Annotated in this window: 23 protein-coding genes and 1 riboswitch; of the genes, 11 read left to right on the top strand and 12 right to left on the bottom strand. The window is 64.6% G+C overall.

The genetic code is table 11. The annotated features are described in order from the left end of the window. Positions 1-24 precede the first annotated feature (24 nt). A riboswitch (cobalamin riboswitch) is annotated at positions 25-272 on the bottom strand. Between the two features lie 36 nt (positions 273-308). The 3 genes from ACYVHH_RS08125 (at position 309) to ACYVHH_RS08115 (ending at position 1,959) form a co-directional block, all read left to right on the top strand. Then, positions 309-527, top strand: coding sequence for a DUF904 domain-containing protein (locus ACYVHH_RS08125; RefSeq protein ID WP_460564629.1), 219 nt, complete (start codon positions 309-311; stop codon positions 525-527). A gap of 11 nt (positions 528-538) precedes the next feature. After that, the gene (locus ACYVHH_RS08120; protein WP_460565262.1) at positions 539-895 is read left to right on the top strand and encodes a cell division protein ZapA; all 357 of its coding nucleotides are present in this window, start codon (positions 539-541) and stop codon (positions 893-895) included. 251 nt (positions 896-1,146) lie between these two features. Beyond that, entirely contained in the window at positions 1,147-1,959 is an 813-nt protein-coding gene (locus ACYVHH_RS08115; protein WP_460564628.1) for a sulfite exporter TauE/SafE family protein, read from the top strand. A gap of 15 nt (positions 1,960-1,974) precedes the next feature. On the opposite strand, the gene rraA is transcribed toward ACYVHH_RS08115, so the two are convergent. Further along, on the bottom strand, positions 1,975-2,481 hold the full coding sequence (gene rraA, locus ACYVHH_RS08110; RefSeq protein ID WP_460564627.1) for a ribonuclease E activity regulator RraA: 507 nt from the start codon (positions 2,479-2,481) through the stop codon (positions 1,975-1,977). Positions 2,482-2,622: 141 nt separating this feature from the next. Here rraA and ACYVHH_RS08105 point away from each other — a divergent pair, with 141 nt between their 5' ends. Continuing rightward, positions 2,623-3,015, top strand: a complete 393-nt coding sequence (locus ACYVHH_RS08105) for an SWIB/MDM2 domain-containing protein (RefSeq protein ID WP_460564626.1) — start codon at positions 2,623-2,625, stop codon at positions 3,013-3,015. A gap of 66 nt (positions 3,016-3,081) precedes the next feature. On the opposite strand, the gene ACYVHH_RS08100 is transcribed toward ACYVHH_RS08105, so the two are convergent. Beyond that, positions 3,082-4,305, bottom strand: a complete 1,224-nt coding sequence (locus ACYVHH_RS08100) for an MFS transporter (RefSeq protein WP_460564625.1) — start codon at positions 4,303-4,305, stop codon at positions 3,082-3,084. Between the two features lie 86 nt (positions 4,306-4,391). On the opposite strand from ACYVHH_RS08100, the gene ACYVHH_RS08095 reads away from it, so the two are divergent. Beyond that, positions 4,392-5,399, top strand: coding sequence for a D-2-hydroxyacid dehydrogenase family protein (locus ACYVHH_RS08095; protein WP_460564624.1), 1,008 nt, complete (start codon positions 4,392-4,394; stop codon positions 5,397-5,399). A 26-nt stretch (positions 5,400-5,425) separates the two neighbouring features. Here the strand turns inward: ACYVHH_RS08095 and ACYVHH_RS08090 are convergent, their stop codons facing one another. Continuing rightward, positions 5,426-7,366, bottom strand: coding sequence for a type IV pilus assembly protein FimV (locus ACYVHH_RS08090; protein ID WP_460564623.1), 1,941 nt, complete (start codon positions 7,364-7,366; stop codon positions 5,426-5,428). 90 nt (positions 7,367-7,456) lie between these two features. Here ACYVHH_RS08090 and ACYVHH_RS08085 point away from each other — a divergent pair, with 90 nt between their 5' ends. The 5 genes from ACYVHH_RS08085 (at position 7,457) to ACYVHH_RS08065 (ending at position 12,947) form a co-directional block, all read left to right on the top strand. Then, entirely contained in the window at positions 7,457-8,977 is a 1,521-nt protein-coding gene (locus ACYVHH_RS08085; protein WP_460564622.1) for a 3-hydroxyacyl-CoA dehydrogenase, read from the top strand. A 1-nt stretch (position 8,978) separates the two neighbouring features. Continuing rightward, the gene (locus ACYVHH_RS08080; RefSeq protein ID WP_460564621.1) at positions 8,979-9,758 is read left to right on the top strand and encodes an oxepin-CoA hydrolase, alternative type; all 780 of its coding nucleotides are present in this window, start codon (positions 8,979-8,981) and stop codon (positions 9,756-9,758) included. A 68-nt stretch (positions 9,759-9,826) separates the two neighbouring features. Beyond that, positions 9,827-10,546 (top strand): Crp/Fnr family transcriptional regulator, encoded by a 720-nt coding sequence (locus ACYVHH_RS08075; RefSeq protein WP_460564620.1) that lies wholly within the window; start codon positions 9,827-9,829, stop codon positions 10,544-10,546. Between the two features lie 54 nt (positions 10,547-10,600). After that, positions 10,601-11,647 carry a phosphotransferase gene (locus ACYVHH_RS08070; RefSeq protein ID WP_460565261.1) on the top strand — a complete coding sequence of 349 codons (1,047 nt, stop codon included), beginning with the start codon at positions 10,601-10,603 and terminating at the stop codon, positions 11,645-11,647. A gap of 40 nt (positions 11,648-11,687) precedes the next feature. Then, entirely contained in the window at positions 11,688-12,947 is a 1,260-nt protein-coding gene (locus ACYVHH_RS08065) for an acyl-CoA dehydrogenase family protein (protein WP_460564619.1), read from the top strand. Positions 12,948-12,964: 17 nt separating this feature from the next. On the opposite strand, the gene ACYVHH_RS08060 is transcribed toward ACYVHH_RS08065, so the two are convergent. From ACYVHH_RS08060 to ACYVHH_RS08030, 7 genes are all read right to left on the bottom strand, one after another. Then, positions 12,965-15,403, bottom strand: coding sequence for a GspE/PulE family protein (locus ACYVHH_RS08060; protein ID WP_460564618.1), 2,439 nt, complete (start codon positions 15,401-15,403; stop codon positions 12,965-12,967). A gap of 29 nt (positions 15,404-15,432) precedes the next feature. Next, positions 15,433-15,654 carry a DUF2788 domain-containing protein gene (locus tag ACYVHH_RS08055; RefSeq protein WP_460564617.1) on the bottom strand — a complete coding sequence of 74 codons (222 nt, stop codon included), beginning with the start codon at positions 15,652-15,654 and terminating at the stop codon, positions 15,433-15,435. 14 nt (positions 15,655-15,668) lie between these two features. Further along, complete coding sequence (locus ACYVHH_RS08050) at positions 15,669-16,406, bottom strand: DUF2189 domain-containing protein (RefSeq protein WP_460564616.1); 738 nt, start codon at positions 16,404-16,406, stop codon at positions 15,669-15,671. 61 nt (positions 16,407-16,467) lie between these two features. After that, positions 16,468-18,096 (bottom strand): ABC transporter ATP-binding protein, encoded by a 1,629-nt coding sequence (locus ACYVHH_RS08045; RefSeq protein WP_460564615.1) that lies wholly within the window; start codon positions 18,094-18,096, stop codon positions 16,468-16,470. Then, entirely contained in the window at positions 18,093-19,148 is a 1,056-nt protein-coding gene (locus tag ACYVHH_RS08040) for an ABC transporter permease (RefSeq protein ID WP_460565260.1), read from the bottom strand. The genes ACYVHH_RS08045 and ACYVHH_RS08040 overlap by 4 nt, the downstream gene beginning before the upstream one ends. A 4-nt stretch (positions 19,149-19,152) precedes the next feature. Further along, positions 19,153-20,178 carry a microcin C ABC transporter permease YejB gene (locus ACYVHH_RS08035; protein ID WP_460564614.1) on the bottom strand — a complete coding sequence of 342 codons (1,026 nt, stop codon included), beginning with the start codon at positions 20,176-20,178 and terminating at the stop codon, positions 19,153-19,155. Between the two features lie 15 nt (positions 20,179-20,193). After that, positions 20,194-22,080 carry an extracellular solute-binding protein gene (locus ACYVHH_RS08030; RefSeq protein ID WP_460564613.1) on the bottom strand — a complete coding sequence of 629 codons (1,887 nt, stop codon included), beginning with the start codon at positions 22,078-22,080 and terminating at the stop codon, positions 20,194-20,196. 37 nt (positions 22,081-22,117) lie between these two features. Here ACYVHH_RS08030 and fabI point away from each other — a divergent pair, with 37 nt between their 5' ends. Then, the gene (gene fabI, locus ACYVHH_RS08025; protein WP_460564612.1) at positions 22,118-22,927 is read left to right on the top strand and encodes an enoyl-ACP reductase FabI; all 810 of its coding nucleotides are present in this window, start codon (positions 22,118-22,120) and stop codon (positions 22,925-22,927) included. Between the two features lie 79 nt (positions 22,928-23,006). On the opposite strand, the gene lpdA is transcribed toward fabI, so the two are convergent. Further along, positions 23,007-24,827 (bottom strand): dihydrolipoyl dehydrogenase, encoded by a 1,821-nt coding sequence (gene lpdA / locus ACYVHH_RS08020; RefSeq protein ID WP_460564611.1) that lies wholly within the window; start codon positions 24,825-24,827, stop codon positions 23,007-23,009. A 12-nt stretch (positions 24,828-24,839) separates the two neighbouring features. Beyond that, positions 24,840-26,489: a dihydrolipoyllysine-residue acetyltransferase gene (gene aceF, locus ACYVHH_RS08015; protein WP_460564610.1), complete on the bottom strand. Its 1,650-nt coding sequence runs from the start codon at positions 26,487-26,489 to the stop codon at positions 24,840-24,842. Positions 26,490-26,497 lie beyond the last annotated feature (8 nt).

The raw sequence follows: 26,497 nt of genomic DNA, 5'->3' as shown, positions 1-26,497 counted from the left end.
CGGTGATGCTTCTGTGTGCACAGTGGCACCACCACCTTGTTGGCCGGTATCCGGGCTGGTGGAGGCGACCTTCAATGCCTTCCCAGGTAAATGCAATTACCCAGTGGCGATGGATTGAAAGCGGAGCCCGGTCTGAAGAGACAGGGCCCGTCCACTTACCGTTGCGGGGGCAGCGCTGGTTAGAAATCGGCTTGCAGGCCCATTTCCCCCAGCTTCCCGTTGAACTGCAGCGCAAGAACCACGCCGCGAGCACCAACAAAGCACATTGTAGTGATGTCGTCTTACAAGCGACCTACAATGGACGGCAAATGGCTGCCCAGAACTACATAGACCAGATCGCCGAGCGCATTGAGCGCCTGCTGCTGCGTCACGAGGAACTCCAACGCACCAACGCCCTGCTCACCCAGCAGGTGCGTCAGCTCACCCAGGAAAGAGACCACCTCAGGACCCAGACCCAGGCTGCACGTGCGCGGCTCGATGCCCTGCTGCAGCAACTGCCCGACGACCTGGGAGACAACGCGACATGAACAAGCCCGGCATCAAACAGGTGGAAGTCCAGATCATGAGCCAGACCTACATGCTGGCTTGCCCCGTGGATGGCGAACCCGCGCTGCGCGAAGCCGTGGCCAAGGTGGACAGCGCCATGTGCCGCATCCGCGACGCAGGCAAGGTCAAGGCCCGCGACCGCATCGCCGTGCTGGCGGCACTCAACATCGCGTTCGAGCTTTCCCAGAAGGACACGGGCGCGGCATTCCGCAACTCCTCTTTCGGCAACACCGAATCGGGCGAGACGGCGGAATCCGCCGCCGCGTTGCTGGGGGCAGACGAAACCCGCCTGCGCGCCCTGATCGAGAAGCTCGACAACGCGCTGGCCGAAGACGGCCGCCTGATCTGACAGGCGGTCATTGCCAGGCGCGTACCCACCTGGCGCGGGCGTACAATACCAACCGTCTGCCGCTGTGGCCGGGCTTTATATTTCCTTGAACCAATGCTCTCTGAGCCCGGGCTTGGTACATTGCGCAGTGGGTGTGATCGTCTCGCGTCAGACGAACCCGAAGCTGCGTTGCCCTCGCCCACCTGAACCCCCACGTTCAGGATGCCGGTCCGGTTCTGCGGCAGACACCCCCACCCCTCTCTCCCCTCACCATGCTTGAACCCCAGCTGATTGTGGAATTGGCCTTGCTCGGCCTGTGCACCGGCTTTCTCGCTGGCTTGCTCGGCATTGGGGGCGGCATGCTCATGGTGCCCTTCATCACCCTGATCATGACCGGCCGCGGTGTCTCGCCCGATCTGTCGGTCAAGGTGGCGATCGCCACCTCCATGGCCACCATCATCTTCACGTCCGTGTCCAGCGTGCGGGCGCATCACAAGCGCGGCGCCGTCAGGTGGGACGTCGTCTGGCGCCTGGCCCCCGGCATCGTGATGGGTGCCGCGCTGGCCAGCATGGGCGTGTTCTCCGTGCTCAAAGGCAGTTCGCTCGCGCTGTTCTTCGCATTGTTCGTGGCTTTCTCTGCCACGCAGATGTTGCTCGACCGCAAGCCCGCACCCAGCCGCACCCTGCCAGGCACAGGCGGTCAACTGGTAGCAGGCGGCGTCATCGGTTTTCTGTCGGGTCTCGTGGGCGCAGGCGGCGGCTTCGTCAGCGTGCCATTCCTCACCTGGTGCAATGTCGTCATCCACCAGGCCGTGGCCACCAGCGCGGCGCTGGGCTTCCCAATAGCGCTGGCCAACGTTGTGGGCTACATCATCGCAGGGCAATCCGTCGAAGGGCTGCCCAGCGGCGCGCTAGGCTATGTGTACCTGCCCGCACTGGCCGTCATAGCCACTGCCAGCGTGTTGATGGCCCCCTTGGGCGTCAAGGCGGCGCATGCCATGCCGGTCAAACAGCTCAAGCGCGTGTTCGCCTTCATCCTTTACATGCTGGCGGCCTACATGCTCCATCGCGGCCTGACCGCCTGACCCCACCGGAACAGATCAGGTCAGCGGCACGTCGGACACGACGATCCCGTCCTCGTCCGCGTACAACCAGTCACCCGGGCGCACCCAGACTCCTTGAATCTGCACGGCCACGTCGCGCTGGCCTTCGCTGCGCTTTTCGGTGGGCAGCGGCATGCTCGCCAACGCGCGAATGCCCGTGTCGCAAGCAGCCAGCTCCACAACGTCGCGCACGCAGCCGTCCACCAGCACGCCGGCCCAGCCATTGCGCGCCGCCGCGGCCCCCAGGTTGCCACCAACCAGCGCGCGCCGCAAAGATGCGCCGCCATCCACCACCAGCACCCGGCCTTCGCCAGGCGAGTCCACCGCGGCCTTCACCAGGGTGTTGTCTTCGAAACACTTCACCGTGCTCACACGTCCCGCGAAACGGCGCCGGGCGCCGAAATCACGGAACACCGGTGGCAGCACACGAAATGCGCCAGACGAGTTGTTCTTGTGCACATCGCACAGGTCACAGGTGGCGAACGCCAGCTCTTCCCGCTCCATCTTTGCTTCCTCTCAGGTGGTTGTCGCAGCGCAGCAGATCATAGTGGTGTCTCCTTGGCGCCTCGCTGACACCGGGAAAACCCAAAAAAATCCCAAAAATCACTCTCATCAGTCTAGGAAACGCCCATCTTTCAGATTAGGATGGCGTTGCCCCGCGAAAGCCCCTCTGGCTCCACGGGCGAGAATTCAACTTCCAGAAGGATTTCACACATGGCAACTGCGAAAAAAGCCCCCGCCAAGAAAGCTGCTGCACCCGCTAAGAAAGCCGCCGCACCGGCCGCCAAGCGTACGCCCAATGCCGCCTTCATGAAGGCGATGACCCCCAGCGCCACGCTGGCCGCCATCGTCGGCGCCAAGCCGCTGCCGCGCACCGAGGTCACCAAGAAAATCTGGGAATACATCAAGAAGAACAAGCTGCAGGACGCCGCCAACAAGCGCATGATCAACGCAGACGCCAAGCTGAAGGACATCTTCAAGAAGCCTCAGGTCTCCATGTTCGAAATGACCAAGCTGGTCAACGAACACCTGTCCTGATTCGTCTCGGGCACGAAAAGCAAAAGGCCGCATCAGCGGCCTTTTGCTTTGGTACCTAATACAGGCTCAGGCCTTGGCCGTGCGGCGCCCAACGCCGATCGCTGCGTAGACGGACAGCAGCAGCACGCAGCCGGCGCCCGCCAGCGTGGCGGCATACCAGCCACGGTCCATGAACACACCAAAAATGAGCGGTGACACGGCGAAACCCGTGTCAAGCCCGGAATAGACCGTGCCATACACACGGCCGGTGGCGCCCTTGGGTGTGGCACGCTTGATCATCATGTCGCGGCTGGGCCCACCCACACCCACGGCAAACCCTGTTGCAGCCAACACCACCATGGTCCCGGTGCCACCCAGCCATCCCGTGGCGCACAACAGCAGCAACGCCGCACCCGCAGCCATGGCCGCAGCCACCACGCGGTCGGTCTGTCGTGTGTGGCTTGCCACGAAGCCTCCCACCAACATGCCCAGCGCGCTCGACAGCATGTATGCCGTCAGCGTGAACGTGGCAGCCTCCAGACTCACGGCATGCATGGCCTTGAGAATGGAGGCGGAATAGGTCTGCACCACGGCCAGCGTCATGGTGGAAAGCAGGAAGAAGGCGAAGCACCACCACACAACTGGCAGCTTCATGAAGGCCACGTCGGAATGCGGATGGCTGTCCGGATGGCGCACCACCACCTCGGTTCGCAACTTGTCACGCTGCCAATACAACACCGCAAACACACCAACGTAGAGCAGCACCGCAGACTGGTAAGCCACCCGCCAGTCCGACAGCGCGGAAATGCCCACGAGGAAAACGGGTGACAAGGCCCAGCCCAGGCTACCCGTCAGCCCGTGCACGCTGAAGGCGTGACCCAGCCTGGGCGCAGAGACGCGCTGGTTGAGGATAGAAAAATCCACCGGATGGAACGGCGCGTTCCCCAGACCTGCGAGCAGCGCCGACAGCATCAACATGCTGTAGCCATCAGCCATGGATGCGGTGAGCGCCGAAAGCATGAAAAGCACGATCGACGCAAACAAGACGGGGCGGGCCCCCACCCTGTCCACCAAAAAGCCCGCCGACGCCTGCCCGACGCCGGACACGACAAAGAACACGCTCATGAGCAGGCCGACGTCGGAGTAGCTCAAGCCGAAGTCGCGCATGAACACCGGAAACAGCGGCGGCAGCAGCAGGTGGGAAAAGTGGGAAGTCGCGTGCGCCAGGCCGACAAGCCCCATGACTGCGGCATCCTGGCGCAGTGGAACGGCAATGGGAGGGGCGCTCGCGCCCAGGGTGGTGGAGGTCATTCCCCGAATGGTAAGACACGCAACATCTTGTGTCTGTCTCGGGGGCTTGTCCGTGACGTACGCATGCGTACAGGCACAATAGTGCGATGAACATCGTGATCCTCGACGACTACCAAGACGCCGTGCGCAAACTGCCTTGCGCAGCGAAGCTGGAACCCTACCCCGCCAAGGTGTTCACCAACAACGTCAAGGGCGTCGCCCAGTTGTCGGTCAGGCTGCGCGATGCTGACATTCTGGTGCTCATTCGGGAACGCACCCAGGTGCCCCGGCAACTCATCGAAAAACTGCCCAAGCTCAAGCTGATCGCGCAGACGGGCGCCGTCGGCAAACACATCGACGTGCAGGCGTGCACCGAACATGGTGTAGCCGTTGCCGAGGGCGTCGGCTCCCCCATCGCCCCAGCGGAACTCACCTGGGCACTCATCATGGCGGCCATGCGGCGCATTCCGCAGTACGTCGCCAACCTCAAGCACGGCGCCTGGCAGCAGTCAGGTCTGAAGTCCGCATCGATGCCCGCCAACTTTGGCATCGGCATGCTGCTGCACGGCAAGACGCTGGGCGTTTGGGGGTACGGCAAGATCGGCCGGCTCGTCGCGGGTTACGGCAAGGCCTTCGGCATGCGTGTGATGGTCTGGGGCAGCGAGGCATCGTGCCAGCGCGCGGCCGACGATGGCTATGACACGGCCGCGTCCAAAGAAGCCTTTTTCAGCGCCTGCGACGTGCTGAGCCTGCACCTGCGCCTCGCCGAAGGGAACATCGGCTGCGTCAAACTGGAAGACCTGGCCTTGATGAAACCCACGGCCCTGCTCGTCAACACGTCACGCGCGGAACTGATCCAGCCCGACGCGCTGGTGGGAGCGCTCAACCGGGGACGCCCCGGCATGGCGGCGGTGGACGTTTTCGAGTCGGAACCGATCTTGCAAGGGCATGCCCTGCTGCGCCTGGAGAACTGCATCTGCACACCCCACATCGGATTCGTGGAGCAGGACAGCTACGAGAAGTACTTCTCTGCGGCGTTCGACAACGTCGTGAATTTCATCAAGGGCACGCCCACCAACATCGTCAACCCTGGCGCCCTGCACGTGCGAAGGTAAGGCGGCCCGTAGTCCGCCCTCCTGGCTCAGGACTTGGACGAGCCCTTGCTGCCGTCCGGCTTGTCAAAGTCCAGGAAGTCAAAGTCCAGCGGCGCCATGTCGGGCTTCGCTGGCGTCTCCGACACCACGGGTTTGGCCGATTCAGCCTCGCCGTCAGCCTGATCGAGCGTCGCCCAGCCAGAGACATGAAAAGGCATGGCCGCCTGTGGTGCGGGTGCAGCCACCTCCGGCGCTTCCGGTTGCGTCTGAAGGACGTCCCACAGACCACACAGGGTGATCAGGTCGTCGAAGGCGTGGACCGTACGCACCACCAGGCCCGACGCCGCATCGCCTGGCTGCGACAGCAAGGCCTGTTCAAGAAGCCGCCGCGCCTCGTCCTGCGGCCACACGTCGGCCAGTTTCGTGGACAGCGTGGTGTCGTCCTCCAGCCCCAACCCCGCGCCACCGGAAGTGACATTACCGGGGATCAAGCGCTGGTAGTGGTGTTCATAGACCGCCTGGGCCCGCTCGAACATACCCGCCACGCCCAGCTCGGACGTCAGCTTCAGCAGGCGCAGGTACGGCGCCTCGCTGGCGCGCGGATGCTCCTGCACGAATGATTCGAGGGCCTGGGCGGCATCCAGACGCTGGCCAATCGACTCGAAGAAGTCAACCTGCTGCCAAAGGTCGAGCAGCACGCCCACATCCACCCTGGCTATCGGAACTTCCTCGAAACGGGAAGCGCCGGCCTCTTCGACTTCGATGCCTTCAACGCCGGAAACATCGTTGCTCACCGCCATTGGCGCCACGACGGGCTGAACGGCTGTCTTGGGAGGCGCTGCAGGCATGTCGGCAGGCATGACCGAATCGGGGCCGGGCACAGACACCGTCCACCACGGAGCGCTTGCCGGATCGATCGCCGCCTCGGCGCGCCAGCGCCTGCGAACCATCCACAGCAGGCCACCGAGCAATCCCACCACCAGGGCGCCCAGGCCGTAGACCACCGGATTGGCATACCGGTCCTGCTGCGCCTGGGCCAGCTGTGCATTCATGGTCTCGACGGCCAGCCGCAGACGCTCCTGCTCCTGCCGCAATGTCTGCAGTTCCTGTTGAACCGCCGACGCCTGCGGCGCCTGCGCATCGGTTCCCGCACCCGAGGCGGCATCCGCGTCCGCTGGCGCAGATGCCGACGCTGGCGGCGGCGTTTCCGCCGTGCCGGCCTGAAGCACGGCGCCCGTCTGCTCTGAGGTCACATCCAGCGGGTCCAGCTTGAGCCGTGCCCCAGCCGGGGCGGCTGCGGGCGCCTCCTTGTTCGGGGTAGGTGCAGACGGCGCTGCCGAATCGTCCTTCACCGCCTCGGGCGCCTTGACAGACACGGGCGCCACCTTGCTCTTGATACCGCTGACCCCCGTGGGGCGCGGGCTGGGTGCGCTCAGACGGACAGGGGTTTCCTCCTTGGGCGCGGCAGGAGTGGCTGGCGCTGCGCTGACCGCCCCACGAACTGGCTGTGCGGGCACAACACTCTGGGCGGGCGAATCGGCGCGCGCGGGGCGCGTGCCTGTGACGGGCTGCGTCACGACCGGCACGGATCGCTCGGCCACGGGGGCCGCTGCCGCAGGCAGCGGCTCGAAGTCGGCCAGCAGGGAATAGCTGCGGCGGAACGTCTGCTGGCAACCAGCCTTCAGCATCACCGTGACGATGGGCTCGTTGACGGGCTGCGTCACACGCACCCTGAGCGCACCGGATCCGTCCACCCCGACCCTGTGTATGGCCGTGGTGATGGCTGACGCCGGTATCCGCGCTTCGCCGTACAGCACCTCGGCCTCCAGGCACAGCCCCGAAGCGGCATCCTCCGCGTCGATGTTGCTTTGCACCAGAATGTCGAGCGGCCGACCGATAATGACGCTGCCTTGTGTGCCCCCCAACGACAGGGCAACACAATGAGTGGCTGTCACGAGCAGTGCACTTCCCACCGCGAACTTCAACATGCTGCGTTCCTTGCTGTAAGGAGTTTTTTTCTTCTATACGACGCGGCATTTTGTCACAACCGATACTTCAACAAACGAGAGACATCGCATATGAGCAGCAACTTCCAGAACGTGGGCATCGTGGGCGTGGGCGCCATGGGCCGCGGCATCGCGCAGATCGCCGCCCAGGCCGGCAGCACGGTCTGGCTCTACGACACACAGGCACCGGCCGTGGAAGCCGCATACCAGGCCCTGGTCGACCAGTGGGACAAGCTGGTTGGCAAAGGGAAAATGCCACAGGAGCAGCGCGACGGCTGCGTGGAGCGGCTGCGGCGCGCCAGCCAGCTTGCCGACCTTGCAGTGTGCGACCTGGTGGTCGAAGCGATCGTGGAACGGCTCGACATCAAGAAAAACCTGTTTGCCGAACTCGAAGGCCTGGTCGCCGAAACGGCGGTTCTGGCCACCAACACCTCGTCGCTGTCGGTCACGGCCATTGCCAACGGCCTGCGGCGGCCCGCCCAGCTGGCCGGGTTCCACTTCTTCAACCCGGTGCCGCTGATGCGGGTGGTCGAAGTGATCGCAGGGCTCAAGACCAGCCGCGACGTCTGCCAACGGCTGAGTGCGTACGCCCGTGAAATGGGCCACACCCCGGTGACCGCGCAGGACACGCCGGGCTTCATCGTCAACCACGCAGGACGCGGGTACGGCACCGAGGCGCTGCGCATCGTGGGCGAAAGCGTTGCCGACTTCGCCACGGTGGACCGCATCCTGCGCGACCAGATGAGCTTCAAGCTTGGCCCGTTCGAACTGATGGACCTGACCGCACTGGACGTTTCGCACCCAGTGATGGAGTCGATCTACCACCAGTACTACGAAGAACCCCGCTACCGCCCCAGCGTCATCACGGCGCAACGCCTGGCAGGCGGCGTGGTTGGCAAGAAGGTGGGCGAAGGCTTTTACCGCTACACCAACGGGCAGGCCGAAGTGCCTGCAGAGCCCGCCGTGCCGCAGGTAGTCGAACTGCCCCCCGTGTGGGTTCCGGCTCGCGCCGCGCGCCGGGCCGAGTTGTACCAGTTGCTCAAGGACCTGGGCGCCACCATCGAGACCGCACAGCAGCCGTCCGACCGCGCGCTCATCATCGTGGCACCGCTCGGACATGACGTGACCACCGTGGCGGCCGTGGAGCGGCTGGACGCCACGCGCGTGGTGGGCATCGACCTGATGCTGCCCGATGCCGCGACCCGCCGCCGTGTGCTCGCCACCAACCCCGCCACCCGACCCGACATGCGTGACGCCGCACACGCGCTTTTTGCCCGCGACGGCAAGGCCGTCAGCGTGATCCGCGACAGCGGCGGCTTCGTCACCCAGCGCGTGGTGGCCACCATCGTCAACATCGCCACCGACATGTGCCAGCAGGGCATCTGCACGCCCCAGGACCTGGAAACCGCCGTGACCCTGGGCCTGGGCTACCCCGCCGGCCCGCTGGCCATGGGCGACCGCGTGGGCCCGACCAACTTGCTGGAGATCCTCTTCAATCTGCAGACGGTGTATGGCGACGCCCGTTACCGCCCCTCGCCCTGGCTGCGCCGCCGCGGCGCGCTGGGCCTGAGCCTGACGCACGAGGAAGCATGACATGACAGCCTCGCTGAAAAGCCACAGTGAAGGCGGCACGCTGGTGCTGACCATCAGCAACCCGGACATGCGCAACGCCCTGGGTCCGGAGATTTACGCCGCAGGCGTCGAATCCATCATCGCCGCCGACGACAACCCGGAAGTGCACTCCGTCATCATCACCGGCGAGGGAGGCAACTTCTGCGCCGGGGGCAACCTGCAGCGGTTGCTGGCCAACCGCGAGAAACCCGCCGAAGTACAGGCCGAAAGCATTGAAGGCCTGCACAGCTGGATCGAAGCCATCCGCAGCTTTTCCAAACCGGTGGTCGCGGCGGTTGAGGGCGCGTGCGCTGGCGCGGGTTTCTCGCTGGCCCTTGCCTGCGATTTCCTGGTGGCCGCGCGCGACAGCGTGTTCGTCATGGCCTACGCGAACGTTGCCCTGTCGCCGGACGGCGGCGGCAGCTGGAGCCTCACGCGCAACCTGCCCCGCGCCACCGCCATGCAGCTGCTGATGCTGGGTGAACGCATGGGGGCCGAGCGGCTGCAGCAACTGGGACTCATCAACCGCGTGACCGACCCCGGCCACGCGCTGGACGAGGCCCGGCGCCTGACGGACAAGCTCAACGCCAAGGCGCCCAACACCCTGGCGAGCATCAAGGAACTCGTGAACGAGGCACCAGCACAGTCTCTCAACAGCCATCTGAAAATGGAGCGGGACTTTTTTGTGAAGAACCTTCACCACCCCAATGGCGGCGAAGGCATCAGAGCGTTTCTGGAAAAGCGAACGCCTGGCTACCTCTGACGCCGCCGCCCGAGGGAGGTCGCGCGGGTGACAAAACCACTGCCAACCAGTCACACATAAGACAGACGATGGACGAACCGATTCTGACAATGGAAGAACGAGAGGCGATCAACAGCGGTCGCTGGTTCAGCACTCTTTCTCCATCCCTGCGTCACGACATACTTCGATGCGCTTACGTCAAACGTTTCAAGGACGGCGACCTGATTGTTGCCCGGGGCGACCCGCCGACCGAATGGACCGCGGTGGCCAAGGGAGCCGTCCGCGTGAGTTCGACGTCGCTTTCGGGCAAGCAGATCACGCTGACGTACGTGGAGCCCGGGGTGTGGTTCGGCGATGTGGCCATGTTCGATGGCGACCAGCGAACGCACGACGCCTACGCCCACGGCGCCACCACGCTGCTTTGCGTGGCACGCAACGACTTCCAGAAGATTCTCTCGCAGCACGTAGAGCTGTACGAGGCCCTGATGCGCCTGCAGGCACGGCGCATACGCAACCTGTTCGGCCTGGTGGAAGACCTCAACACCCTGCCGCTGCGTGCCCGTCTGGCCAAGCAGTTGCTGCATCTGGTGCGCAGCTATGGTGTTCCCTGCCTGTCCAACAGCAGCGAAACGCGCATCGGTCTGCAACTGGCGCAAGAGGAGCTGGCGCAGATGCTGGGTGCCTCCCGGCAGCGGGTGAACCAGGAACTCAAGACGATGGAGCGCGAGAACGCGATCCGCATCGAACCCGGTGGACTGGTGGTGCGCGACAGGTCTGTTCTGATGCGCATCTCGGAAGCGGACAACTGACCCCTACGATGAGGCAAGGCCATGAGTGAGCAGCAGACATCCGGCGACAACACCATGGCCCCCCTGCCCTTCGAGGTCGAAGCGCTTGAACGCTGGCTAGGCGCACACCTGGAAGGGTTTGCTGGCCCGCTGAGCGTGCACAAGTTTCCCGGCGGGCAGTCCAACCCGACCTACAAGCTTGTCACCCCGGGCAAGCTCTATGTCATGCGGACCAAGCCCGGGCCTGTCGCCAGGCTGCTGCCGTCGGCGCACGCCATCGAACGTGAATTCAAGGTGATGCGCGGTCTGCACGGCACCGGTGTGCCCGTGGCTCGCATGCACGTGCTGTGCGAAGACGAATCCGTCATCGGCCGTGCCTTCTACGTGATGGAACACATCGAAGGCCGGGTGCTTTGGGAACAATCGCTTCCTGGCATGACACGCAGCGAACGCCGGGCGATATACGAGGAAATGAACCGTGTGCAGGCCGCGCTGCACAAGGTGTCACCCGCGGCCGCGGGGCTGGCCGATTTCGGCAGACCGGGCAACTACTTCGAACGCCAGATCGGACGCTGGAGCAAACAGTACCTGGCTTCGGTCACCCAGCCCATTGCGGAAATGGACCGACTGATCGAGTGGCTGCCCAGCCACATTCCGGCGATGGCGCTGGACGAATCCCTGGTGTCCATCGTCCATGGCGACTACCGGCTGGACAACCTCATGTTCCACCCGAGCGAGCCGCGCGTGCTGGCGGTTCTGGACTGGGAACTGTCCACGCTGGGCCACCCTTTTGCCGACTTCAGCTACCACTGCATGTCCTGGCACATTCCCCCGCAGATGTTCCGTGGCATCGCGGGCCTGAACCTGGACGACCTGGGTATTCCCAGCGAGCGTGAATACGTCGAGATGTATTGCCGGCACACCGGCTTTGCAACGGCCGAAGCCCTGCTTGCCGACTGGAACTTCTACCTCGCCTACAACATGTTCCGCCTGGCGGCCATTCTGCAAGGCATTGCCAAACGGGTCGAGGACGGCACCGCATCCAGCGCACAGGCCCGCGAGTCGGGCGCCCTCGCCCGGCCCATGGCCGAACTCGCCTGGAGCTTTGCCCAGCGCGCCTGAGCCTGCCACACCGCTTTCCCGCAACACAGAGGACCTTTCCATGAATTTCGACTACACGCCCAAAGTGAAGGAGTTGCAGGCCCGCCTGCTGGCTTTCATGGAAGAGCACATCTACCCGAACGAAAACCGCTTCTTCGAGGAAATCGCGGCGAACCGCGCCAAGGGCAATGCCTGGGTTCCCACGGCGTTGATCGAAGAACTCAAACCCAAGGCACGCAAGGCGGGGCTGTGGAACCTGTTTCTGCCCCATTCCAAAAGGGCGCCAGAAGGGCTGAGCAACCTGGAATACGCACCGCTGTGCGAAATCATGGGCCGCGTCCCGTTCGCAGCAGAAGTCTTCAACTGCTCGGCGCCCGACACCGGCAACATGGAAACCCTGGAGCGCTACGCGTCCGAAGCGTTGAAGGACGAGTGGCTGGAGCCGCTGCTGCGCGGCGAGATCCGTTCCGCATTCCTGATGACCGAGCCAGAAGTGGCTTCGTCGGATGCCACCAACATCCAGTGCCGGATCGAACGGGACGGCAAGGACTACGTCATCAACGGCCGCAAGTGGTGGTCCTCCGGCGCCGGTGACCCGCGTTGCGCCGTCTACATCGTCATGGGCAAGACCGACCCTGAGGCCCCCCGCCACTCCCAGCAGTCGATGATCGTGGTGCCTGCCAATGCCCCAGGTGTCACGGTGCTGCGTCCGCTGTCGGTTTTTGGCTATGACGACGCCCCCCACGGACACATGGAAGTGCTGCTGGAGAACGTGCGCGTGCCGGCGGAGAACATCCTGCTCGGCGAGGGGCGCGGGTTCGAAATCGCACAGGGCCGCCTGGGCCCGGGGCGCATCCACCACTGCATGCGGTCCATCGGCGCGGCAGAGCGTGCGCTGGAACTGATGTGCAAGCGGCTCAACAGCCGGGTTGCCTTCGGCAAGCCCGTGGCCGCGCAATCGGTGTGGCATGAGCGCATTGCGGATGCGCGCTGCATGATCGAACAGGCCCGGCTGCTCACGCTCAAGGCCGCCTACATGATGGACACCGTGGGCAACAAGGTTGCCAAGGCCGAAATCGCGATGATCAAGGTGGTGGCGCCCAACATGGCCTGCCAGGTCATCGACTGGGCCATCCAGGCCCACGGCGGCGCGGGAGTTTCGCAGGATTTCCCCCTGGCCTACAGCTATGCCAACCAGCGCACCCTGCGCCTGGCGGACGGTCCCGACGAAGTGCACCGCAACGCCATCGCCAAGCTGGAGCTGGCCCGGCACATCGCCGTGAACCAGGACGTGGAGATGCCCGTTACCCGGGGTTGCTGAGCAACCCCGGCCAGGGGTCAGACGTTGCTGGACGAGCGAACCTCGGCCAGACTGGTCAGCCCCTGGAGCACCTTCTCGATGCCGTCCTGGCGGAGCGTCAGCATACCGTCGGCCATGGCGGCCTGCTGCAACTCGGCGGGCCGCGCACGGTGCTGGATGAGCTGGCGCATGCGCGGTGAGGTGACCAGCAATTCATGCAGCGCCACCCGGCCACGGTAGCCGGTCTGCGCGCATTTCTCACAGCCCGGTGCGCTGCATGCGTGCAGCTGGCCGTTTTTGCCGAACCGTTGTACCCAGTCGGCACGCAATGCGTTGGCGTTCTTCTGCGGATGGCCTTCGGGCAAGACCTGCAGGTAGTCGTCGAGCAGCTCGTCCACCTGATCCGGGTTGAGTGCCTCGCTGCGCACGCAGTCCGGACAGAACCGCCGCACCAGCCGCTGGGCCAGAATGCCTTGCAGCGAGTCGGCGAACGAGAACGGGTCCACCCCCAGATCGATCAGGCGGACAATGGTCTCAGAGGCCGAGTTGGTGTGCAGCGTGGACAGCACCAGGTGCCCCGTGAGCGACGCCTCAATGGCCATCTCCGCGGTTTCCTGGTCACGGATCTCACCCACCATGATCACATCCGGGTCGGCACGTAGCAAGGCGCGCAGCGCCGAAGCAAACGTCCAGCCGATCTTGGGGTTGACCTGTATCTGGCGCAGGCCGCGCTGCGTGATTTCCACGGGGTCCTCGGCCGTCCAGATCTTGCGGTTGGGGGTGTTGATGAACTGCAGCCCCGAGTGCAGTGTCGTCGTCTTGCCCGAACCCGTGGGGCCCGCGCAAAGGAACAGTCCGTAAGGACGCTGGACGATCTTCTCGAAAGACCGGACGATGGTCGGACTCATGTTCAAGGCCTCCAGCGGCAGGGGCTTGAACGAAGACAGAATCCGCATCACCACGTCTTCCAGGCCGCTGGCCGTGGGAATGGTGGCCACGCGCAGCTCAATGCCCAGCCCACCGAACTTGGCGAAGCTGATCTTGCCGTCCTGCGGCTTGCGGCGCTCTGAGATGTCGAGGTCGCACATGATCTTGATGCGTGCAATCAAGGCATTGCGGTAGCTGGCTGGCAACTCCAGGTAGTGGCGCATCTCGCCGTCCACGCGAAAGCGTATGACCAGCTTCTCGCGGCCCGGGTAGGGTTCGATGTGGATGTCCGACGCGCGCTGGTAATAGGCCTCGGTGATCATGGAGTTGATCAGCTTGACCAGCGTGTTGTCGGACTGCTCGACTGGCCGCTCCTCGGTAGGGTCGTTGGTCGCCTCGCCGGACAGTTCGACCGCCAGCTGAAAGGCGTCCACCGCATCCCCGGCAGGTACCTGCAGCTCGCCCGCGGCCGGCTCGGGGCGCGAGGACTCGCCACCCTCTCCCATCCCGATGTCGCGGTAGGACTTGGTGATCTGCGCGAGCAGATCGGTGCTGGTCGTGACCACCGGCACGACTTTGCGCTGGGTGGAGAATTCAAGTTCTTCAATGATCTTGAACTGCAGGGGGTCCTGCATGGCCACCACGACCGCCGTTTTCTGGTCAAGCAGCGGCAACACCTTCAGGCGTTTGGCAGTGGCGAACGGCACCAGGCGCAGTGCGGCCGTGTCGACCGGAAACTTCTTGAGGTCGATGAACGGATAGCCCATCTTGCGCGCGAAAGCGGTCTGCAGATCGGCCGGGGTCACCAGGCCCATCTCGACCAGCATCTGCCCAAGCGGCAAGGACTTCTTTTCCTTCTGGCGCCGCAGCGCATCGGCCAGCTGGTTCGGCGTGATCTTTCCCAGCCCCATCAGGGCCTCGCCAATCGGCACGGGCTTGAGCCGGTTCTGGTTCTCCAGCGCCTCCTTGAGCTGTTCACGCGTTTCGACCATCGAGCTGCCCGATCCCAGGGCAGCCTCGATGCCCATGCTCTCGATGTCGCCGATGACCGTGTCTTCGAAGTCGGTGTCGTTCAACACACCCAGGCCATCGCCCTTGACCTCGAAGCTGTTGATCCCGCTCTTGGGAATGAAGACCCGAAACGGCTCGTCGTCACCCGAGGTCTTGGGAAAGATCCACAAGCCATAAGACTCCTTGCGGTGGGCGTGTGCAATGCCGGAAAACAGTGCCCCGTCGCGCAGATGCACCACGAAAGTCTGGGGCGTTCTTTCGCCATCGCCCGAAGGAAATCCGGTGGGCAGGAAGTCGGTGTCCAGGTCTGGCTGCAGATCGATCTTCAGCCGCTTGACCTGGTTGAACTTGAGCAGCACGCCCCTTTCCTGCCCGAAGGGCTGGATCTTCAGCGAACGCTGCTCGGGCGAGAAATCGATCAGGTGCCCGGAAATGGTGTTTGCGTTCCAGCCTTCTGCGGTGCAGGTGAGCTTCTTCTCGCCGACCGTGAACGTGTCTTCGTGGTTCCAGTTCGGAACCGTAAATTGCGCGTTTTTCATGGGCTCCCCAACGTTTCCCTACGCTGGTATCAGATGTCCAGCATCCATTTGATGAAATTCTTGGCCAGAAATCCAAGCATGCCCAGCGACAGCACCAGAAACAAGATGAACGTCCCGAACTTGCCAGCCTTGGACTCACGGGCCAGATTGAACACGATGAACAGCATGTACAAGACGAAGGCGCCAACGCCAAACGTCAAGCCAAACTGCGCGATCTGTGCCTCGGAATAACCAAACACGGTACCTTCCATGCCTGCCACCCGCCTTACAGAGCCTGGCCGCCAGCGGGCGGGGGCAGCAGATCCCGGTATGCGTGCCAGCTGGCATGGGCCAGCACTGGCACGACCACGATCAACCCGAGAAGCAGCGTCAGCATGCCGAGCGCGACGAGCACGGTGATGACCATCGCCCAGAGCGCCAGCGGGCCGGGGTAGTTGCCGACAGCACGCCAGCTCTGGGTCACCGCAACCCACAAAGGCATGCGGGTGTCAACGAGCAAAGGCAGGGTAAGCACGCTGGAAGCGAACATGGGCGCCACCAGCAACGCGCCCAGGAGCAGCCAGACCTCGAAAAGACCGGGCGACTTCGCCAGTACCACATGATGGAGGAAGTCCGCGGGCCGCCTGATGGGCACCTCGGACCAGAGCGTGATGAGACCGGCGGAAGTCAACACCCACCCGGTTCCAGCCAGCCCCAGCAACACACCAAAGGCAATGAGTCGACGGTCACCAGACATCCAGATGGCCAGCACCTGGGCAAGACCGATGTTGCGCCCCTGCTCCCGTGCCAGGCTGACGGCATACAGACCGGTGGCCAGAACGGGCGCGACGATCAGGAAACCGGAAAACGCCCCCACGAGCAGCCAGAAGTGGTCCCGCGCGCCGAAGAACAGAATGGCACCAAAAAGCGCCAGAACGAAGCCGTGCAACAAGCCAGGTGCAGGATTGGCCCGCAGGTCTTCCCAACCCAGCGCAAGCCACCGCCAAGGGGATGCCCACGTCACGGGGGCAGTCTCATGCCGCATTTTCACCACTTTCAGGAAAGTCAATTACCCAGAGATTGGATCACAACAGTTCGGCCGAGGCTTGCAGCAATTGCCGCGTGTAGCTGTGGGACGGGGTGCGCATCACGGCATCGGCCGGCCCAGACTCCACCAATTGGCCGTCTTTCATCACGACCACCTCGTGCGCCATCGCCCAGATGACGTCCACGTCATGGGTGATGAGCAAGTAGCTCAGTTGCCTGGTGTGCTGCAACTGCAGGAGCAGCTCGATGACCTGCTTCTGCACGGTCACGTCCAGCGCGCTGGTGGGCTCGTCCAGCACCAGCATGCGCGGCTTGACGATCAACGCCCGGGCAATCGCCAGCCGCTGACGCTGCCCGCCCGAGAATTCATGGGGATAGCGCATGAGCCAGCGTGCCTGCATACCGGGGTCTGTTTCGGGCAGCAGCCCCACCTCGCGCAAGGCCTGGAGAATCCGCTCACGCCGCTGCGGTGCGGTCAACGAGGGTTCGTGCACCTCCAGCCCTTCACCAACGATCTGCTCCACCGTCATGCGGGGCGAAAGGGATGAGAACGGGTCCTGGAACACCACCTGCACCTGCCTGCGCAAGGCGCGGTCGCTCACCGTGCCACGGTGCTGCCCGCTCCAGGCCTGTCCCAGGATGTTCAGCTGCCCCTCGTGCGGAAGCAGCCCCAGTGCCGCCAGGGCAAGTGTCGACTTGCCGGAGCCCGACTCGCCAACAACGCCCAGGGTACGGCCAGCAGGCAGGTCCAGCGCCACGGACCGGACCGCGTCAAAGCGCCCCTTCCTGAACCAACCCTTCACGCCGGGCAAGGGCGTGGCGTAGGACACCGTGAGCTGCCTGGCCTGCAGAACAGCCTGCCCACCGGACTGGCCCTGCGCGCCAGGCGACAGTCGCCGCCGCAGGCGGCTGTCCAGCAACTTTCTGGTGTACGCGTGGCTTGGCTGGGCGAACACGTCTGCCACGGCCCCCTGCTCCACCAGGTAACCGCGCTCCATGACCGCAACGCGGTCGGCAAAGCGTCGCACCAGGTGCAGGTCGTGGGTGATGATGAGCACAGCCATGCCCATGCGCCGCTGGAGCTCGCTCAGCAGGTCCAGTATCTGGCTGCGAAGACTGGCGTCCAGGGCGGTGGTGGGCTCGTCGGCGATCAGCACCTTGGGCTCGCTGGCCAAGGCCATGGCGATCATCGCCCGTTGCCGCTGGCCGCCGCTGAGCTGGTGCGGAAAGGCGCCAGCGCGGCGCTCGGGCTCGGGTATGCCTGTGGCGCGCAGCAGCTCCAGCACCCGCTCGCGTGCCTGCTCGCCCGACAGCCCCTTCTTCAAGGTCAGCACCTCGGCAATCTGGTCGCCGACCGTGTAGAGCGGGTTCAGTGCCGTCATCGGCTCTTGGAAAATGCAGGCCACGTCGTCCCCCCGCAGGCCTCGCAGCTCACGCTCGCTGCACCGAAGCAGGTCTCGCCCCCCCAGCAGCACCGAACCGCTGACCTCCGCCTGCGGCACCAGGCGCAGCAGGCTCAGGGCAGACACCGTCTTGCCAGAGCCGGACTCACCGACCAATGCCAGCTTTTCGCCAGCACGCAGGGTGAAGTCGATGCCGTGGACCACGCTCTGCCCGCCAAAGGCGACGCGCAGACCACGCACTTCCAGCACAGGGGCGTTGTTCATGCTTCAGCCTTTCGCGGGTCCAGAGCATCGCGCAGCGCGTCGCCCATGAAGGTAAGCAGCAGCAGCGTGACCACGAGCACACCGAAGGTGGACATGGATATCCACCACGCATCGATGTTGTTCTTGCCCTGGCTGAGCAGTTCCCCAAGCGATGGCGTGCCCGGCGGCACACCCAGCCCGAGGAAGTCCAGCGACGTCAGGGCCAGGATGGAGGCACTCATGCGGAAAGGCAGAAAGGTGACCACGGGCGTCAGGCTGTTGGGAAGGATGTGGCGCCAGATGATCTGGCCGTTGGTCAACCCCATGGCGCGGGCGGCACGCACGTAGTCCAGCTGGCGATTGCGCAGGAATTCGGCACGCACGTAATCGCTCAGGCCCATCCAGCCGAACAGGCTGAGCAGGGCCAGCAGCAACGCAATGCTGGGCGCGAACACCGCGCTGAAGATGATGAGCAGGTACAGCTCCGGCATGGAGCCCCAGATCTCGATAAAGCGCTGGAAAGCCAGATCGGTGCGGCCGCCAAAGTAACCCTGCACCGCCCCTGCTGCCACCCCCACCAAGACGCCAATGGCGGTCAGGGCCAATGCGAACAGCACGCTCACCCTGAAGCCGTAGATCAGCTGCGCCAGCAGATCGCGGCCCCGGTCATCCGTGCCGAGCCAGTTGTCGCGCGAAGGCGCAGACGGATTGGGCTCCTTGGCAAAGTAGTTCAGCGTCTTGGGGCCATAGGGGTTGAGCGGGTAGATGGCCCAGTTGCCGCCAGCGCTCAGGCGCTCCCGGATGTACGGATCGAGGTAATCGGTGGGGGTTTCGAAATCGCCACCGAAGACCGTCTCGGGGTAGTCGTGAACCAGGGGGGTGTAGAACTGGCCCTCGTACCGCACCAGCAGCGGGCGGTCGTTCGACAGCACCTCGGCAAAAAGGCTGGCTACCACCAGCACGCAGAACACGATCAGGCTGACGAAACCCAGGCGGTTGCGCTTGAAGCGCAGCCACGCCCGGCGCGACGGGGACAGAGGCGAGTCGCCCTTGGGCGCCATGGCCACAGGCATGGATTCAGTCGAACTTGACACGGGGGTCCACCCAGACGTAGCAGAGGTCGCTGATCAGCTTGGTCAGCAGGCCGATCAGTGTGAACAGGTACAGCGTTCCCAGCACCACGGGGTAGTCGCGCCGGATCACGCTCTCGTAGCTCAGCAGGCCCAGGCCGTCTAGCGAAAAGAGCGTCTCGATGAGCAGCGAGCCTGCGAAGAACGCGCCGACGAAGGCTGCCGGAAAGCCCGTGATGATGGGGATGAGTGCGTTGCGGAACACATGCTTCCACAGCACCTGGCGCTCGCTCAGGCCTTTGGCGCGGGCGGTCAGCACGTACTGCTTGCGTATCTCTTCCAGGAAGGAGTTTTTCGTCAGCATGGCCGTGACGGCAAAACTGCCCAGCACCATGGCCGTGACTGGCAAGGTGATGTGCCAAAGGTAGTCCACGATGCGCGCACCCCACGACAGTTCTTCCCAGTTCGCTGACGTGAGGCCGCGCAGCGGGAACCACTGCAACTGCCCGCCAAAGATGACCAGCAGCGCCACCCCCAGCACGAAGCCCGGAATGGCGTAGCCCACCAGCACCAGCAGCGTGGTGACCAGGTCAAAGCGCGAACCGGCACGCACCGCCTTGGCCACGCCCAGGGGCACCGCGATCAGGTAGCTGATGAAGAAGGTCCACAACCCCAGGCTGATGGACACCGGCAGCTTTTCCACGACCAGTCGCGAGACGGCCTTGTTCTGGAAGAAGCTGGTGCCCAGGTCAAACCGGGCGAACTGGCCCAGCATCTGGAAGAATCGCTCGTGCGCCGGTTTGTCAAAGCCGTACAGCGCCTTGATCTGCTCCAGGCGTTGCGGGTCCACCCCTTGCGCGCCCCGGTAGACCGAGCCGCCTTCCGCGCCGCCCACCGCGCCCGCACGGGCTTCGGCCAGGTACTGTTCCACCGGCCCGCCGGGCACGAACTGGATGACGACGAAGGTGATGAGCAGGACCCCGAACAAGGTCGGAATCATCAGCAAGAGGCGTTTGAGGATGTAGGCCCACATGAATTGCACTCCCCGTCACTTGGTGCTGGCAGCCGGTTTGGCCCACCAGGTGTCAATGGCCCAGCCCTCGCCCGACGCGTAAGGCGGCATGTCCTTGGGGCGTTCCAGCCGCCAGGCGTTGTAGGCCATGCGGTGCGTGGTGGCGGACCATTGTGGAATCAGGTAGTGGCTGTGGCTGATGACGCGGTCCAGCGCCCGGCAGGCCGCCAGGAACTCGGGTTTGCTGCGCGCGTCCGTCATGCGCGTAACGAGCGCGTCCACTGCCGGGCTTTTCACCCCGGCAAAGTTGCCAGAATCCTCGGTGCGTGCCGCCTCGCTGCCAAACAGGTCGGCGTACTCGGCGCCCGGGTTGTGGGTGCCACCATAGGCGATGGAGATGATCTGGAAATCAAACGTGCGCAGGCGCTGCTGGTAGAGCGCGAAATCCACCGGGCGGAATCGCAACTCGATGCCCAGCTTCTCCAGGTTGCGCGACCAGGGTGTGACCACGCGCGCGCCGGTCTCGGCACTATCCAGGTACTCAAGCACCATGGGTTCGCCTCTTGCATTGCGCAGCTTGCCATCCTGCACGGTCCAGCCTGCCTCGCGCAGCAGTGCCTGGGCACGGCGCAGGTTGGCGCGCAACGAACTGTCGCCGTCGGTGCGCGGCGGCTCATACATGGCGCCGAACACCGCTGGCGGCAACTGCTTGCGCCAAGGCTGCAGCAGCGCCAGCTCATCCTCATCCGGCGCACCTTGAGGTGAGCACTCCGTGTTGCCGAACAGCCCGCGCACCCGCTGGTAGCTGTTGTAGAACATCTGGCGGTTCATCCACTCGTAGTCCAGCGCAAGGCCCAGCGCCTCGCGCACGCGAATGTCGTCCAGCGGCGCGCGGCGCGTGTTGAGCACGTAGCTCTGGAAGCCCGTGGGCAGGCGGTGCGTGAATTCGCCCTTGACGAGTTCGCCACTGTCAAACCGCTTGCCGTTGACGCGGCGCGCCCAGTCCCCTGCGGAAAAGAAGCGCATCAGGTCGAACTCCCCCGCCTTCAGTGCCTCCAGCCGGGCAGTGTTGTCCTTGTAGATCTTGACGGTGATGCGGTCGAAGTTGGCCGTACCCCTGCGCACCGCCAGGTCGCGGGCCCAGTAGTTCGGGTCGCGCACGTAGGTGATGTCCTTGCCGAAACGCACCGGCCCGATCCTGTAGGGCCCGCTGCCGATGGGAATGTCCATCACCACCTGATCGAACGTCTTGCGCTGGCCGGTCTTGGGGTCGACCTCGTTGCCCCAGGCACGGCTGAACACGGGTAGCCCACCCACCGTGAGCGGCAACTCCCGGTTGGGCTTCTTGAAGCGGTAGCGCACGGTGCGCTCGTCCAGCACGTCCAGGCCCGCCACGTCGGCCAGGATGGTCTTGTAGGCAGGCGAGGTATGCGGCCCCATCAGCGTGTCGTAGCTGAACTTCACGTCGGCCGCCAGCACCGGGTCGCCGTTGTGGAAGCGCGCCTCACGCCGCAGACGGAAGGTGACGGACAGGCCATCCGGTGAGGCGGTCACGTCCTCGGCCAGCAGGCCGTAGGCAGCGCCGCTTTCGTCGGCGGCACCAGTCAGCAGGCTGTCGAACATCAGGTCCGACAGGTACGCTGGCGCATTGCCGCGCAGCGTGAAGGGGTTGTACTTGTCGAAGGTGGACACCCGCAGGTTGCTCACCAGCCGCAACTCGCCGCCCTTGGGCGCGTTCGGGTTCACATAGTCGAAATGGGGAAATCCCGCGGGGTACTTCAGTTCGCCCCACAGCGCGTAACCGTGGGCCGCCCAGGCACCGGGCGCTGCCAGCGCCACTACAACGGCCAGCACCGGCGCCAGCAAGCGCCCCGCCGACGGGAACCAGGAAAGGCGGCGGGTACTGGAAGGGTGGGCGCGCATGCGACAATTCTGCAGGATTTTTTCTGGAGATTGACTCATGGGTTTTCTGGCTGGCAAGAAATTGCTGATCACGGGCGTGCTGTCCAACCGTTCCATCGCCTACGGCATCGCCAAGGCCTGCCACCAGCAAGGTGCGGAACTGGCCTTCAGCTACGTAGGCGAGCGCTTCAAGGACCGCATCACCGAGTTCGCGGCCGACTTCGGGTCCAAACTGGTTTTCGACTGCGATGTGAGCGATGATGCCCAGATCGAGAATTTGTTCCGCGACCTCTCCGCGCACTGGCCCACTTTCGACGGCTTCGTTCACAGTATCGGCTTTGCGCCGCGCGAGGCCATCGCGGGCGACTTCCTGGAAGGCCTGAGCCGCGAATCGTTCAAGATCGCGCACGACATCAGCGCCTACAGCTTCCCCGCCATGGCCAAGGCCGCGCGCCCCTACCTGAACGACAAGTCGGCCCTGCTGACCCTGACCTACCTGGGCGCCCTGCGCACCATCCCCAACTACAACACCATGGGCCTGGCCAAGGCCAGCCTGGAAGCCAGCGTGCGCTACCTGGCCGAGGCGCTGGGCCGCACGGCCGACGGCCGCAGCGTGCGCGTCAACGGCATCAGCGCCGGCCCCATCAAGACGCTGGCTGCCAGCGGCATCAAGGATTTCGGCAAGCTGCTGGGCATGGTGGCCGATGCGTCGCCCCTGCGCCGCAACGTGACCATCGAAGACGTGGGCAACGTGGCCGCCTTCCTGATGAGCGACCTGGCCAGCGGTGTCACCGCAGAGATCACCTACGTTGACGGCGGCTTCAGCCAGACCGCCGGCATCAGCCGCGACAGCGAACAGGTGGCCTGAGGCACCCACCCCTACACGGGGTGCGGCCAAACAAAAAGGCAGCTCAACGAGCTGCCTTTTTGCTTTCTGAACAGAAGGATCACTTCTTCTGCGGCGGCAAGTCCGTGCACGAACCGTGCGCCACCTCTGCCGCCATGCCGATGCTTTCGCCCAGCGTGGGGTGCGGGTGAATGGTCTTACCGATGTCCACCGCGTCGGCGCCCATCTCGATGGCCAGCGCGATCTCGCCGATCATGTCGCCCGCATGGGTGCCCACGATGCCACCGCCCAGGATCTTCCCATGGCCATGCGCCTCGGGGCTGTCGTCGAACAGCAGTTTGGTGTAGCCCTCGTCACGGCCGTTGGCAATGGCGCGGCCCGAAGCCGTCCACGGGAACAGGCCCTTCTTGACCTTGATGCCCTGCGCCTTGGCCTGGTCCTCGGTCAGCCCCACCCAGGCCACCTCGGGGTCGGTGTAGGCCACGCTCGGGATCACCCGTGCGTTGAACGCGGCAGCCGCCAGTTCGGCGTTGCCTTGCAGTTCACCGGCAATCACCTCGGCCGCCACGTGCGCCTCGTGCACCGCCTTGTGCGCCAGCATGGGCTGGCCCACCACGTCACCAATGGCGAAGATGTGCGGCACGTTGGTGCGCATCTGGATGTCGACGTTGATGAAGCCCCGGTCCGTCACGGCCACACCGGCCTTGTCGGCGGCAATCTTCTTGCCGTTGGGCGTGCGGCCCACGGCCTGCAGCACCAGGTCGTAGGTGCCTTCGCTCTTGGCGCCGTCCAGGCCCTCGAACTGCACCTTGATGCCTTCAGGCGTGGCCTGCGCACCCACGGTCTTGGTCTTCAACATGATGTTGTCGAAGCGGTGGGCGTTCATCTTCTGCCACACCTTCACCAGGTCGCGGTCGGCGCCCTGCATCAGGCCGTCGAGCATTTCCACCACGTCCAGGCGCGCGCCCAACGTGCTGTACACCGTGCCCATTTCCAGACCGATGATGCCGCCGCCGATGATGAGCATCTTCTTGGGCACTTCCTTGAGCGCCAGGGCACCCGTGCTGTCCACCACGCGCGGATCGTCGGGCATGAAGGGCAGGCGCACGGCCTGCGAACCGGCCGCGATGATGCACTTCTTGAACGCCACCACCTTCTTGGTGCCGGTCTTATCCTGGCCCGTGCCCGTGGTTTCTTCCACCTCCACGTGGTTGGGGCCCACGAAGGCGCCGTAACCGCGCACGATGGTGACCTTGCGCATCTTGGCCATGGCCGCCAGGCCGCCCGTGAGCTTGCCGATGACCTTTTCCTTGTGGCCGCGCAGCTTGTCCACATTCACGGTGGGCGCGCCGAAGTCCACGCCCAGGTCGGCCATGTGGCTCACTTCGTCCATGACGGCTGCCACGTGCAGCAGCGCCTTGGACGGGATGCAACCCACGTTCAGGCAGACGCCACCCAACGTGGCGTAGCGCTCGACGATCACCACCTTCAGGCCCAGGTCGGCCGCGCGGAAGGCTGCGGAATAGCCGCCAGGGCCGGCGCCCAACACCAGCACGTCGCATTCCACGTCGGCACTGCCGCCGAAGCTGGCGGCCACGGGGGCCACCACCGGCGCTGCTGCTGAAGCAGCTGGGGCGGCGGGCGCAGGCGCGGCAGCCGGTGCCGCAGAGGCAGCAGCCTCACCCGCCACTTCCAGCGACAGCACCACCACGCCCTCGTTCACCTTGTCGCCCAGCTTGACCTTGAGTTCCTTCACCACGCCAGCGTGGCTGGAGGGAATCTCCATCGAAGCCTTGTCCGACTCCACCGTGATGAGCGACTGCTCGGCCTTGACCGTGTCGCCCGGCTTGACCAGCAGCTCGATGACCGCCACGTCCTTGAAGTCGCCAATGTCGGGAACCTTGATGTCCATCAGTGCCATGTTCAGGTTCCTTTACAGCAACACGCGGCGGAAGTCCGCCAGGATCTGGCCCAGATAGGCGTTGAAGCGCGCTGCAGCGGCGCCGTCGATCACGCGGTGGTCCCACGTCAGCGACAGCGGCAACATCAGGCGCGGCACAAACTGCTTGCCGTCCCACTTGGGTTCCATCTGGCTCTTGCACACACCCAGAATGGCCACCTCGGGCGCGTTGATGATGGGCGTGAAGTAACGCCCGCCAATGCCACCCAGGCTGCTGATAGTGAAGGTCGCACCGCTCATGTCGGCGGGGCCCAGCTTGCCGTCGCGCGCCTTCTTGGCCAGCTCGCTCATCTCCTGGCTGATCTGCAGCACACCCTTCTTGTCGGCGTCCTTGATCACAGGCACCACCAGGCCGTTGGGCGTGTCTGCCGCAAAGCCAATGTGCCAGTACTGCTTGTAGACCAGGGCGTCGCCGTCCAGGCTGGAGTTGAACTCGGGGAACTTCTTGAGCGCTGCCACGCAGGCCTTGATGAGGAAGGCCAGCATGGTCACCTTGACGCCGGACTTCTCGTTCTCCTTGTTGGTGGACACGCGGAAGGCTTCGAGGTCGGTGATGTCGGCGTCGTCGTGGTTGGTCACCGCCGGGATCATCACGGCGTTGCGCAGCAGGTTGGCGCCACTGATCTTCTTGATGCGGCCCAGCTCCTTGCGCTCGATGGGGCCAAATTTGGCGAAGTCCACCTTGGGCCAGGGGATGAGGCCCAGCTCGGAGCCGCCACCCGAAGCCGCAGGCGCCTTGGCAGCCTGCGCTTGCGTCTGGATGGCACCCGCCATCACCGACTTGGTGAAGCCCTGCACGTCTTCCAGCGTGATGCGGCCCTTGGCGCCGGAGCCCTTGACCTCGGCCAGCGGCACGCCCAGTTCGCGGGCGAACTTGCGCACCGAAGGCGACGCATGCGGCAGGCCCAGCGCCGGGGTGGCGGTGGGGTTGTGCGCGGGGGCCGACACAGTGGCCGCAGCAGGTGCCGCAGCAGCGGCAACAGGTGCAGGCGCAGCGGCCACCGGCGCGGCTGCGGGTGCTGGTGCAGCAGGGGCAGCCCCAGCGGCGACGGCACCTTCCAGAATGGCCAGCAGGTCGCCGATGTTGACCTTGTCACCCAGCTTGACCTTCAGCTCCTTGATCACGCCTGCGTGGCTGGAGGGAATCTCCATCGACGCCTTGTCGGACTCCACGGTGATCAGGCTCTGCTCCACCTTGACCGTGTCGCCCGGTTTGACGAACACCTCGATCACCGCCACGTCCTTGAAGTCGCCGATGTCGGGCACACGGACTTCAATGCTGCTGGTAGCCGCAGGCGCTGCCACAGGAGCCGCAACAGGCGCAGGCGCAGCGGCAACGGGGGCTGCCGGTGCGGCGGCAGGAGCGGGTGCGGGTGCAGCGGCACCTTCGGCCTCCAGCACCAGCACGGCGGAGCCCTCGCTCACCTTGTCGCCCAGCTTGACCTTGAATTCCTTGACCACGCCTGCGTGGCTAGAGGGAATCTCCATCGACGCCTTGTCGCTCTCAACCGTCATCAGCGACTGGTCCACGGCGACGGTGTCACCCGGCTTCACCAGCAGCTCGATGACCGCCACTTCAGAAAAATCCCCGATGTCCGGGACCTTCACTTCGATCAGTGCCATGTTCTTGT

Source organism: Hydrogenophaga aquatica (assembly GCF_054780915.1).
This window is presented reverse-complemented; position numbering and strand designations above follow the sequence as displayed.

Coding starts and splice junctions, on each gene's coding strand:
- ACYVHH_RS08125 (WP_460564629.1), top strand. CDS start 309: ATGGCTGCCCAGAACTACATAGACCAGATCGCCGAGCGCATTGAGCGC.
- ACYVHH_RS08115 (WP_460564628.1), top strand. CDS start 1,147: ATGCTTGAACCCCAGCTGATTGTGGAATTGGCCTTGCTCGGCCTGTGC.
- rraA (WP_460564627.1), bottom strand. CDS start 2,481: ATGGAGCGGGAAGAGCTGGCGTTCGCCACCTGTGACCTGTGCGATGTG.
- ACYVHH_RS08105 (WP_460564626.1), top strand. CDS start 2,623: ATGGCGTTGCCCCGCGAAAGCCCCTCTGGCTCCACGGGCGAGAATTCA.
- ACYVHH_RS08100 (WP_460564625.1), bottom strand. CDS start 4,305: ATGACCTCCACCACCCTGGGCGCGAGCGCCCCTCCCATTGCCGTTCCA.
- ACYVHH_RS08095 (WP_460564624.1), top strand. CDS start 4,392: ATGAACATCGTGATCCTCGACGACTACCAAGACGCCGTGCGCAAACTG.
- ACYVHH_RS08090 (WP_460564623.1), bottom strand. CDS start 7,366: ATGTTGAAGTTCGCGGTGGGAAGTGCACTGCTCGTGACAGCCACTCAT.
- ACYVHH_RS08085 (WP_460564622.1), top strand. CDS start 7,457: ATGAGCAGCAACTTCCAGAACGTGGGCATCGTGGGCGTGGGCGCCATG.
- ACYVHH_RS08080 (WP_460564621.1), top strand. CDS start 8,979: ATGACAGCCTCGCTGAAAAGCCACAGTGAAGGCGGCACGCTGGTGCTG.
- ACYVHH_RS08075 (WP_460564620.1), top strand. CDS start 9,827: ATGGACGAACCGATTCTGACAATGGAAGAACGAGAGGCGATCAACAGC.
- ACYVHH_RS08070 (WP_460565261.1), top strand. CDS start 10,601: ATGGCCCCCCTGCCCTTCGAGGTCGAAGCGCTTGAACGCTGGCTAGGC.
- ACYVHH_RS08065 (WP_460564619.1), top strand. CDS start 11,688: ATGAATTTCGACTACACGCCCAAAGTGAAGGAGTTGCAGGCCCGCCTG.
- ACYVHH_RS08060 (WP_460564618.1), bottom strand. CDS start 15,403: ATGAAAAACGCGCAATTTACGGTTCCGAACTGGAACCACGAAGACACG.
- ACYVHH_RS08055 (WP_460564617.1), bottom strand. CDS start 15,654: ATGGAAGGTACCGTGTTTGGTTATTCCGAGGCACAGATCGCGCAGTTT.
- ACYVHH_RS08045 (WP_460564615.1), bottom strand. CDS start 18,096: ATGAACAACGCCCCTGTGCTGGAAGTGCGTGGTCTGCGCGTCGCCTTT.
- ACYVHH_RS08040 (WP_460565260.1), bottom strand. CDS start 19,148: ATGCCTGTGGCCATGGCGCCCAAGGGCGACTCGCCTCTGTCCCCGTCG.
- ACYVHH_RS08035 (WP_460564614.1), bottom strand. CDS start 20,178: ATGTGGGCCTACATCCTCAAACGCCTCTTGCTGATGATTCCGACCTTG.
- ACYVHH_RS08030 (WP_460564613.1), bottom strand. CDS start 22,080: ATGCGCGCCCACCCTTCCAGTACCCGCCGCCTTTCCTGGTTCCCGTCG.
- fabI (WP_460564612.1), top strand. CDS start 22,118: ATGGGTTTTCTGGCTGGCAAGAAATTGCTGATCACGGGCGTGCTGTCC.
- lpdA (WP_460564611.1), bottom strand. CDS start 24,827: ATGGCACTGATGGACATCAAGGTTCCCGACATTGGCGACTTCAAGGAC.
- aceF (WP_460564610.1), bottom strand. CDS start 26,489: ATGGCACTGATCGAAGTGAAGGTCCCGGACATCGGGGATTTTTCTGAA.